This window comes from Chitinophaga sp. (assembly GCF_035564935.1).
Classification (GTDB): Bacteria; Bacteroidota; Bacteroidia; order Chitinophagales; family Chitinophagaceae; genus Chitinophaga.
On record NZ_DATMTE010000962.1, the window covers coordinates 1 to 11,496 of the forward strand.

General features: G+C 48.6%; 7 protein-coding genes. 6 read left to right on the forward strand and 1 reads right to left on the reverse strand.

All coding sequences use genetic code 11. The annotated features are described in order from the left end of the window. Nucleotides 1-281 precede the first annotated feature (281 nt). The 6 genes from VN105_RS24935 (at nt 282) to VN105_RS24960 (ending at nt 9,644) form a co-directional block, all read left to right on the forward strand. Nucleotides 282-878, forward strand: coding sequence for an RNA polymerase sigma-70 factor (locus VN105_RS24935; RefSeq protein WP_325645351.1), 597 nt, complete (start codon nt 282-284; stop codon nt 876-878). A 53-nt stretch (nt 879-931) separates the two neighbouring features. Then, on the forward strand, nt 932-2,131 hold the full coding sequence (locus VN105_RS24940; RefSeq protein ID WP_325645353.1) for a FecR family protein: 1,200 nt from the start codon (nt 932-934) through the stop codon (nt 2,129-2,131). 116 nt (nt 2,132-2,247) lie between these two features. Beyond that, entirely contained in the window at nt 2,248-5,595 is a 3,348-nt protein-coding gene (locus VN105_RS24945; RefSeq protein ID WP_325645355.1) for a TonB-dependent receptor, read from the forward strand. A gap of 18 nt (nt 5,596-5,613) precedes the next feature. Then, nucleotides 5,614-7,143, forward strand: a complete 1,530-nt coding sequence (locus VN105_RS24950) for a RagB/SusD family nutrient uptake outer membrane protein (protein ID WP_325645357.1) — start codon at nt 5,614-5,616, stop codon at nt 7,141-7,143. Between the two features lie 44 nt (nt 7,144-7,187). Further along, nucleotides 7,188-8,621, forward strand: a complete 1,434-nt coding sequence (locus tag VN105_RS24955) for an aryl-sulfate sulfotransferase (RefSeq protein WP_325645359.1) — start codon at nt 7,188-7,190, stop codon at nt 8,619-8,621. 24 nt (nt 8,622-8,645) lie between these two features. Next, nucleotides 8,646-9,644 (forward strand): c-type cytochrome, encoded by a 999-nt coding sequence (locus tag VN105_RS24960; protein ID WP_325645361.1) that lies wholly within the window; start codon nt 8,646-8,648, stop codon nt 9,642-9,644. A gap of 214 nt (nt 9,645-9,858) precedes the next feature. On the opposite strand, the gene VN105_RS24965 is transcribed toward VN105_RS24960, so the two are convergent. Beyond that, on the reverse strand, nt 9,859-11,496 hold a 1,638-nt coding region (locus tag VN105_RS24965), incomplete at its 5' end, for a RagB/SusD family nutrient uptake outer membrane protein (protein ID WP_325645363.1).

Here is an 11,496-nt window from a genome sequence, read left to right on the forward strand (position 1 = left end):
GTTTAATCCTGAGTCAGACAAAATCCGCATATATCTTCCAAAATCTTTTAAAATCACAAAAGATAAAATCAGGGTAATCAGTGTAATCAGCTTAATCCTGAGTCAGACAAAATCCGCTTATATCTCCCCCAATCTTTTTTAATCATTACAAAATCAAATCAGCGAAATCAGTATAATCAGTTTAATCCTGAGTCAGACAATCTCCCCGCCGAAGGCGGCCAATAATTTTTTACACAAATTATCCGCCAATTGCTTATTTTAGTCATCAAATCGAGAATCCAGTGGGCAATGAAGAAGCTGTTCTGTTGCAAAGGCTGCAGCAAGGGGATACCGGGGCGTATATAACACTATATGATCAGTATTACCCCTCACTTTACACTTATATCCTCCACTTCATTAATATTCCGGAACTGGCCGAAGATGCACTACAGGAAGTGTTTATAAAGATCTGGGAAATTAGGGAGCGGATCAACCCTGAATTATCATTCAGTGGTTACCTGTACCGTATTACCAGGAATCATGTGTTTAAACTCTTAAAGAAAATCAGTGCCGATGCTGCCCTGCGCTTACAGGTAATGCAGGAACTACAGCAACAAACCGAAGATGCGGATACTGCACTGCTCTGGAAACAATATGAATCTTTATTACACCAGGCCATCGCCCAGCTGCCTCCTCAACGGCAGAAGGTATTCAGGCTATGCCGCGAAGAAAGCAAAAGCTACGAAGAAGTAGCCGTAGAACTGGGCATTTCCCGGAATACCGTAAAAGAACATATGGTGCTGGCCATGAAAAGCATTAAGTTCTTCTTTTATACCAACACAGACGGTATTCTCCCGCTGCTGTTGATTTCTGGCCTCCTGCTGGATACCTCCAGGTAATTTTTTTTCTCCCCCCACCCACCCTACCTTCTTTTTTTGGGATAGTAATATATATGCCCACAGGAAAGAACAATGAATATTACCAGGTATTGCTGCAACGCTGGCAACAACGGACCTGTAGTCCGCAGGAAGCCCTTGAGCTGATGGACTACCTGCGGGACGACGCCTCCGGCCGTACCCTCCTGAACGAAATGCAGGCCGCTTTCCGGCAGGTACAACCGGGTAGTGGTACTTATTCCGGAGAACCCGGCAACAGGGTCCGGAAGGAGCTGTTACAGCATGTACAGGGCACACCGGTGGTACCATTCTCTCCCCGGAAGAATTTTGGCCGGTTTAAACTGGCGGCAGCAGCAGTGGCTGTACTCGGGCTCACTATCCCGGCCATCTACTTTTTCAGACAACCAGTAGCCACCACCGTGGCAGTAACCACGAAAAAGGACATACCTGCAACTACAACGCCCGGAGGACACAAGGCGGTGCTCACACTGGCCAACGGCGAAAAAATAATACTGGACAGCGCCGGTATCCGGCAACTGGCACAACAGGGCAACAGCGCCGTACATAACCAGGGCGGACAACTGGTATATGTTAAAACACAGGGAGCCGGCAACACCCCCATTTATAACACGCTCACCACCGGCCCGGGGGAAACCTACCCGCTGGTACTGGCCGATGGCAGTAAAATATGGCTGAATGCCGCTTCTTCTATCCGGTTCCCGGCCACCTTTGCCGGAGAAGAACGCCGGATAGAACTTACCGGTGAAGCATATTTTGAAGTAGCACCCGATGCCCGCCGGCCTTTCCGCGTACTGGTAAACCAGGTAACGGTAGATGTACTGGGCACCAGCTTCAATATCAACTCCTACGCAGATGAAGCTACTATTAATACCACCCTGCTGGAAGGCGCAGTGAAGGTAAACAGTAAGAAAGGAAGTATACAACTGGCCCCGGGTGAACAATCACAGATAAGCCCCAACGGCAACGTAAAGAAAGTAACCGGTGTAAACACCGCTGAAATAACCGCCTGGAAAGAGGGATACTTCCAGTTCGAAAGCACGGATCTTACTACTGTACTGCGGCAGTTCTCCCATTGGTATGATGTGGAGATAGTATACGAAGGCCAGCTCAGGCCCCGGAAATTTTTCGGGATGATCAGCCGGCGCAGCAGCCTCGTAAATGTTTTAAAAATGCTGAATGCCAACGATGTCAATTACCGCTTAGAAGGAAAAAAACTAATTATACAAGGCGATTAAAGCCTGGAAGTGAACAATTATATCAACCAGTATGACGGGAATGTTCATTGTAACAAAAACTTGTTAAGGAAGATAGCACAACCAAACCATTCTCTCAATCAAAACTCAGCACAAGTATGCAATTACGTACTATTGCCAGTTCCCGGTGTAAGAGCAGCCGGCATCTAACCAAACATCTGAAGGCCGGTCAGTTCCTGGCCCTGCTATGTTTCGCTGCTACGGCACAGGTGAGCGCAGCCCCGGATCAGGTAGTAAGCCTGTCGATGAAAAATGCCACTGCCAAAGAGGTGTTCCGGGAAATCAACAAACAAACCGGCCTCAATATCCTGGCTGATGAAGCCTTACTGGAAAAAAGCGGCAGGGCCAATATCACAGTGAGCAACATGCCTGTAAACGATGCGCTGAATCTTTTTATGCGTAACCAGCCCCTCACCTACAGTATTGAAGGAGGCGCTATTATCGTAAAAACAAAACCCCTGGTGCAACCGGCTACCACGCCGCCACCACCCATTGAGGTGCACGGCGTGGTTACTACAGAAAAAGGCCAGCCCCTGCCCGGTGCTACGGTAACCGTAAAAGGTACCAAACTCGGTACCGTTACTAATACCGACGGTAGCTTTAAGATCAATGCCAACCCCGGCGAAACACTGGAAATTTCCATGGTGGGTTTTAAAACCTGGTCGGTGAAATTTGATGGCAAAACCACCAGCTTTAAAGTAACGCTTTCCGAAGAGGTATCTAACCTTACAGACGTAGTAGTAGTGGGTTATGGTACTACTAAAAAGAAAGACCTCACCGGTTCTATCAGCTCCATTTCCAGCGAAGACATGAACCTCGGCGGCGTAACCAGCAATGCTGCACAGGCCATACAGGGCCGCGCTGCAGGGGTGCAGGTGAGCCAGTCGAACGCCGCGCCGGGCGGGCAAACCATTGTGCGCATCCGCGGCGGCAACTCTATCAAATCCACCAACGAACCCCTGTACGTGGTAGATGGCTTTCCCTCCGAAACAGGAAAGGACATCAACCCGAACGACATCGACGATATACAGATCCTTAAAGACGCCTCTTCCACCGCTATTTACGGCGCCCGCGGCGCCAACGGTGTAGTGATGATCACTACCAAAAGAGGGAAAAGCGGCAGGGCCTCCATCCAGTACGATGGCTATTATGGCACACAAAAGATCGTAAAGGAATATGATAAAATGAATGGCCTGGAAAATATGCAGGTCACCAATGCCAAAGCCATCGAAAAAGGACAACCCGCTTTTTATACCGCCGCAGATCTGGCCAGTGGCCGTAACAACGACTGGTTTAAACTCGCTACCCGCCCGGGCATCGTGCAAAGCCATAACTTAAGCGTGAGCGGGGGTACCGCGGAAGACAGGGTAGCATTGTCTGGCAGCTACTTCAAACAGGATGGTGCGCTGAAAAATACCTCTTTTGAAAGGTATTCTGTGAGATTGAATTACGATAAGCAATTCGCAGCACGCTTTAAAACAGGAGCCAGCGTATATGCATCACATGCGTATACCAACTTCAAAACCTATGATGGCAACATTGTACCTTCCAACGTAATGTACGGCGTGATCACCGCCTCACCAGCCATTCCCGTTTACAACGACGACGGCACCTACGCCCGGTTCAAAGGAAGAGATAACCCGCTGGCCTGGCTGATGGCGCCTACCAACGACCGGTTCGAAAACAAAGTGAACATTAACGTATATGCAGATTACCAGATCCTGGACGGCCTTAACTTCCGTGTGAACGGCGGTAGCGAATATACCACCACCAAAGAAGGTACCTATCTTCCACGCGACCTGGTAGACGGTGAAAAAGTACAAGGTAAAGCCAGCCTGAACGACCTGGCCATTTCCCGTAACCTGGCGGAAGCCTACTTCACTTACCGCAAAGTATTTAATACCATTCACTCCCTCAATGTGGTGGCAGGGGTTTCTTACCAGTCCGATAAATACGAAAGACATTATTCACAGGTACAGAAGTTCAGCACAGATGCATTTCTATATAAGAACCTGGAAGCGGGTACAGAACGGTTATCCAACATCAGCAGTGTGATCCCTTCTAAAATGGCTTCCGCCTACGGCAGGGTAAACTATTCCCTGAAAGATAAATACCTGGCCACCGTAACGGTACGCCGCGACGGATCATCCAGGTTTGGCGGTAACACCCGATTTGGTATTTTCCCATCAGGCTCTCTTGCCTGGAGAGCAGGTGAAGAAGAATTTATCAAGAACCTGAACATTTTTTCTAACCTGAAAGTGAGAGGCGGCTACGGCGTTACCGGTAACGACAGGATCGGTGATTATATTTATCTTCCAACATTCGGAGCCACCAACGTATCGCTTGGAGAAGGCAGCGACAGCTACGGAGGAATTGTGGCTACCCGTTTGGCGAATGCCGACCTGCAATGGGAAAGCACGGCGCAGCTGGACCTGGGTATTGATATGGGCTTTTTCAACAACCGCGTTTCTGCTACTATTGATTACTACCGGAAAAAAACCAACAGGCTGATCTTTGATATGCCTATCGGCGACTGGAACGGTTTTGCGGTGCAAACCGTAAACGCCGGCAGCATTGAAAATAAAGGTATTGAGCTATCTGTAACTACAGAAAACATCGTGAATCATGCGTTCACCTGGAATACCACCGTAAACATCGCCTACAATAAACAAAACTGCCTGGACCTGGGCGGCCGCCCCTATATCATCACTCAAACCGCTAACCTCTACGGCGGCCGCGGTATGGACTTTACAAAACTGGAGCCCGGAAGGGAACTAAGTACCTTCTATGGTTATATTTATGATGGTGTAATAAAAACCGGGGAAGCGCATCCCGCGCAACCCAACTCCAAACCAGGCGACCCTAAATTCAAAGATATTAGTGGCCCCGACGGTAAGCCGGATGGCATTATCGATGCCAGCGACCGCACCTATCTCGGACATGCCAACCCGCATTATATCTATGGTATCAATAACAACTTTGCCTATAAAGGTTTTGAACTGAACATTTTCCTGCAGGGCGCACTGGATTACAGCCTGTACAACGGAACCGGTCTGGTACTGGAATCCGGTCCCGGTAAAGCTGCACTGAACAGGTGGACCACCAACAACGAAAACACCGATATACCCAGAGACGGATATGCGATTGCCTACGGCGGTTTGATGAACTCCCGCTTCGTGGAAAACGCCTCCTACCTGCGCTGTAAAATGCTGATGCTCGGTTATAATATCCCGGTGGCCAAAACTTTCCTGAAAAGCCTGAGAGGCATTAAGGTATACGGCTCCGTACAAAACTTATTTACTATCACTAAATATACAGGGTCAGATCCCGAGGTAAACAGCAATCTCAATAGCGGCGGCAGTAACGCTAACCTGTCGTCAGGACTGGATTATACCGCCTTCCCTGCTTACCGCACGTTTACCGCGGGTCTTAAATTGAACTTTTAACCTGTAAATCCGGAACAAATGAAATACGCATATATCGCACTCACCACCTTACTGCTCGGCGCCAGTTCGTGCAAGAAACTGGTGGAACCCAAAGTATACAGTTACCTCACGGATGCCAATGCGTTCCTCACGCTAAGCGATGCCAAAGCCGCCGTAAACGGCGTTTATTCAAGGCTTAAGCAACCCAGCGGCAAATCGGATGCATGGATGTATTACGCCGGCTTCCAGGTAACCATTTCTGACCTTACCACGGATGTGGGCCATGCCAGTTCCGGCGGCGACGTAGGACTGATGTCCGACTGCCAGTGGGCGCCAGCCAATACCTACCTGGCCTTTGCCTGGCAACATCAATATAAACTGGTGGCGGATGCCAACATCTCCCTCTATTATATTCCTAAAATGACCAGCATTACAGATGCACAAAAAGATCAGTTCACCGCGGAACTCCGCTTCCTGCGCGCACTTGGCTACGTGGATCTGACAGACGCATTCGGGCCGGTAATACTAGTAACAGAAGAAACCGTTGAAAAGAATATTGCGGAACCGGACTACGAAGCGGCATTGCCTACCACGCCGGTAGCAGAGATCAATAAGATGATCATCAGCGACCTGGAATTTGCTGCCGCCCATCTTCCTGCAGATTATCTGAACAGCGATATCTACAGCACAAATGATATTGGCCGCGCTACCAAAGGCGCCGCATTGTCTTTGTTATGCAAGTTGTATATGCGGGAACACGAATGGCAAAAAGCGCTGGACCTCACCACAGAGATCATGAAACTGGGTTATGGATTATATCCCACCTATGCAGGATTGTTTGCAGAGAAAAATAAATGGTGCCAGGAAAGCATCTTCAGCGCACTGGCAGATCCCCTGGTAGATGCCGTTGAAATCATGAATCACTTTGGCCCGATCAATAACCCGCAGGTAACAGACAGGTGGCAGTATTTTGCTTTAACCTGGTATTTCTGGAATACCTTCGGTGCAAACGACGACCGTAAGAAAATGTTCTATTCCGACTATACCGGTACCGATGGTTTGCATTATATGCAGGCGCCTCCGGGACAAACCAATCCGCCGGACGGCTACTACTACATGCCGGATGTGGCCACTACCAAGTTCGCCGATCCGAACGGCTCCACTACCTATTACGATGGTCACGTATTCCCGATACTCCGTTATGCCGATATCCTGCTGTGCAGGGCCGAAGCGCTGAATGAGCTGAATGGCCCCAACAGCGAATCCATCGGGCTTATTAACCAGGTGAAAGACCGCTCCCATGCTACCAACCTCGGTGCCGCAGGTACCTTCACCAAAGAAAGTTTACGCGATGCCATTTTGCAGGAACGCGGATGGGAATTTTTCTTTGAATGTAAACGCAGGCAGGATCTGATCCGCATGGGCAAATACGAAAGCGTGGTAAATAAGTATCTTACTGCAGTAGGAAAAACACCGACCATTAACCTGGCGCGTGACAAATATTTTTCCTACCCGCAGGCGCAAACGGATCTTAACAAAAATCTAAGCAACAGCGGTCGCCGTCAATAACAACTGTCATTATCTTTCTAAATTATTCAATATCGATGATCTCATTGAATAAATTACGACGCCTGCTGCCATTGCTGTCAATGGCAGCGGCGTTGTTACTGTTTGCGCCGGGCTGTATGAACAGCGGTGGTAACGATATTGTTTCCATCACGCTTCTTCCGCAGGGACAAAACGCCATTAAGGTAAAAACCATTATCCTGTGTACGGATACCGCAGATGCAGCCGTGGAATACTGGCAGAAAGGACATGAACAGCAACGTACCATTACACGGCTGTCTGCACACCGGATCAGCCATACCATTATACTTACCAACCTGCTGCCCGAAAAGGCTTATGAATACAGGGTTTTAACCGGTCATGGGAAGGATCTTTACCCGAGCAAAACCTATACATTCAATACATTTGGTTTACCCGCGTGGATGAAAGATATGTTCAGCGTGGTTTGCCCCGACAGTTCCGTGTTACCGGCCGCTTTTAAGAAAGGCTATGTAATGCTTACCCGCCGCGACGATCCCGGTATTCTTTTCCTGCTTAATGCAAAAGGCAACATTGTTTGGTACCACCAGGTAAGCGGTACCGGTTTTAAAGTAGCACGGTTTACAGCGCACAATACTTTTCTCACGTTATTGGGCGGCCCGGGCTATGAAACCAGTTATGGCGACCAGATCCTGGAACTGGATCTTTCCGGTGACACACTCGCTAACCTGAAAAAAGGACAACAGGATTTCAAACAAACCATTCATCACGAAATACTGCTGAACCAGGAAAACCAGTTTGTAACGCTTTGCGTGGAAGAAAGGATCTGTGACCTTAGCAGTAAAGGCGGCAGCAAACAGGACACCGTAAAAGGCGATGGCATCCTGGTGCTGGACAGGCAAGGCAAACAGGTATGGAAATGGACAGTGTTTGATGTGCTGAACCCACTGGACGATAAAAATATCTTAAAAGAAAAACAAGACTGGATGCATGCCAACTGCATCGCGTTTGATACAGATGGCAACTACCTCGTTTCTTTTTATAACAACGGGCAGATATGGAAGATAGATGCGCACACCGGCAAACGCCTGTGGACATTCGGAAAGAACGGCGACTTTGAAATGCCTGCCGCTTCGCTATTTGACCAGGCGCACGCACTGCATATCAATGAACACGGCGAACTGATGTTCTTCGACAATGGCGTGAGCAAAAAAACATCCAGAACACTTTCTTTTAAACTGGATGAAAACAAAAAACAGGCAACACTTCGCATCAACACCATCCTGCCGCCGGAAAATTACAACGAACGGATGGGCAGCAGTTATTTGGTAAGCGACACTACCCTGCTGCAATGCGCTACTAAAAGAAATACGGTAATACTCACCAACTTCGGGGGAAGATTTCTCTGGCTGCTGAGAACGGGCATGTCGTCTTACCGGGCTTCTTTTATCCCGGCGGAGAAACTGGCTCCCTACATTATTCAGCCGGGTTATGAACAATAATTGTGTACTACAAAAAAATTATACATGAGAAGCTTAATTGTGATCTGCGGAATCTGTTGCTGGGGGATAGCTATGATATCTTCCTGCGGATCAGCCGTAACAGGAGAAACAAAGGCCACCGCACTTGTACAACCGGACAGCGTTTCCTATATTAATATCGACACCACGCTTATACCCGATGATCAGTTCGGCGAGTCGGTAAAATACGGCCGGGAACTCATGATCAACACCGCCCGCTATATAGGGCCGGATGGCAGCGCGGGCAAATACCTCGGCAATAAAATGAACTGCACCAACTGCCACCAGGATGCAGGTACCAAAGCATTTTCGTTCAACCTGATGTCATCACACGACAACTACCCGCAATACCGCAGCAGGGAAGGCAAAGTGCTTACCCTCGCAGAAAGGGTTAACAACTGCGTAATGCGGCCGCATAATGGCAAACCCTTACCACTGGATAGCAAAGAAATGGTGGCCTTCCTTTCCTACTTCAAGTGGATCAGCACCTTTGTGCCTAAAAACAAACCTTTTAAAGGCGCCAAAAACCTGCATCTTACTTTCCCCGACATAGCTGCCAACCCGGAAAACGGGCAGGTACTTTATCAAACTAACTGTGCCCGCTGCCATGGCCCCAATGGAGAAGGACAATGGAACGCAGATAAAAGCACTTACGTATACCCGCCACTGTGGGGCAACACTGCCTACCAGCCAGGCTCCAGTATGCATCGTGTTATAAAACAGGCTGAATGGCTGAAAAACAATATGCCTTATGATAAGGCCACACCAGGCAAACCCTTTCTCTCCGACCAGGAAGCAATAGATATTGCCGCATTTGTAAACAACGACAAGATCCACTCCCGGCCCAATCCCAAAAGCTTTGACTACCCGCACATGGCTGAAAAAGCCATCGATTACGACCAGGGTCCCTTCGTGGATACGTTTTCCGTGGCTCAGCACAAATTCGGCCCCTACCAACCCATCATCAACTACTGGAAAGCGAAAGGGTTAAAGCCGGTATATTAGCGAAGGATCGCCTTCGGCGATGGAAATTGTCTTGGAGCAGGATTAAACTGATTACACTGATTTCGCTGATTTGATTACTTTGGATTTAAAAGGACTTGGGGAGATTTAAGCGGATATTTTCGCTTAGATCTCTCCAAATCTTTTAAAATCATTACAAAATCAAATCAGGGTAATCGGTGTAATCAGTTTAATCCTGAGTCAGACAAACTCCGCTCTACCAGCCGGGGTTTTGCACCAGTTTTTTATTCCGGTCTATTTCAGACTGAGGGATCGGGAACAGGTAATGCTTCTTCTGGAATACCCTCGTTTCGAATACTGTTTTCTTGTAAAAAGAAAGGTCCGTTAAACTGGTGCCGGCATCTACGTCCATTCCGTAAAAAGGGCCGCCATCGGTTTGTTCTGCAATTTTCCAGCGACGGGTATCAAAATAACGATGGCATTCAAACGCCAGCTCCACCCGGCGCTCACGATGGATACGCTCCCTCATTTCTGCCTGCGGTAAGCCGCCTGGTAAGGCGGGAATGCCCGCACGTTCACGGATCGCATTCACATATGTCAGGATATCCGCACTTCCGGGCTGGGACTCATTCAACGCCTCCGCATAGTTGAGATACATTTCAGCAAGCCGGAACAATACAAACGGACGGTACACATAACGGCTCAAACGGGGATAGGTATCGGGATGATAGTTTTTACGTACCAGGTAACCCGTGCGGGAGTAATCGTAAGTACCTCTCTTACCGGTGTTGCCGGTATTGAACAGCTCTACTTTCTTCTCTCCTTCACTTTTGTTAAACCAGGTCATACCGTTATAAGTGATGCACACATAAAACCGGGGTTCCCTTCCTACATACATGTTGTAAGTGCCCGCAGTAGTGTAGCGGGTATCGGTAGTGGAAAATCCTGAAGACACATACCCTGATCCCGTTTCATCAATGGCTTTTCCGTTTTCCATAAAAAACGCATCCACCATTTGCTGGGTGGCGGCAACACCGCTCCAGCCGCCGGCAAAACGGGGGGAGCAGTGTACTTCCCATTGATCTACACCGTTACCTGCACGCGCAAAGATCACCTCTTTATTCCAGGGCGACATAATAGCATCGCGGCAGGAAGCAAACGGATCATAAGCCCCGCTGGCGTCATTTACTTTGTACAACTGGAAGAGGTTAAGGTCAATCACTGCTTTGGCGGCATCTGCAGCTTTCTTCCATTTATTCACATCATAGGTAGTGCTCACCAGCGGCTTGCCATCCTGGTTGTTGAAGCTGGCGTAATCGGCGTTGCCATTAAATTGCGGACTGGCGGCATACAGCAGCATTCTAGCCTTTACAGCCATGGCCACCGGCCTGGTGATGCGGCCGTATTCCAGTTCATCGGATTGCTGCAATGGCAGGTCCTGCCCCGCACGGTCCAGTTCAGAAGCAATAAAATCCACACACTCATCGTAGCTGCTGCGGGGTATCTGTGTTTCATCAAACGGTACATCCGGCGCCAGTATGCTTTCGCCAAGTAAGGGCACAGGACCATACTGCCGCAGCAATCCAAAATAAAAATAAGCACGGAGAAAGCGGGCCTCCGCCTTATAACGCTTAATAATATCTGCACCGCCGGGCTGATCGAGTATCTCTTTGCATTTATCTGCATTCTCCATAAAGTAGGTAGCAGAACGGATGCCTTTATAATAATCCATCCAGAAATCAAAGAAACCGGAAGTAGGGTCCCAGCTACCGATGTTCATAAAGTAAGAATTGTAGCCGCTCCTGGCCCAGGTCATATCTGCTTCATCGGAAGCGCCCGTCCATGGATTACTTTGCCACTGGTTACTTTCATCCCTTACATAGGAATATACATT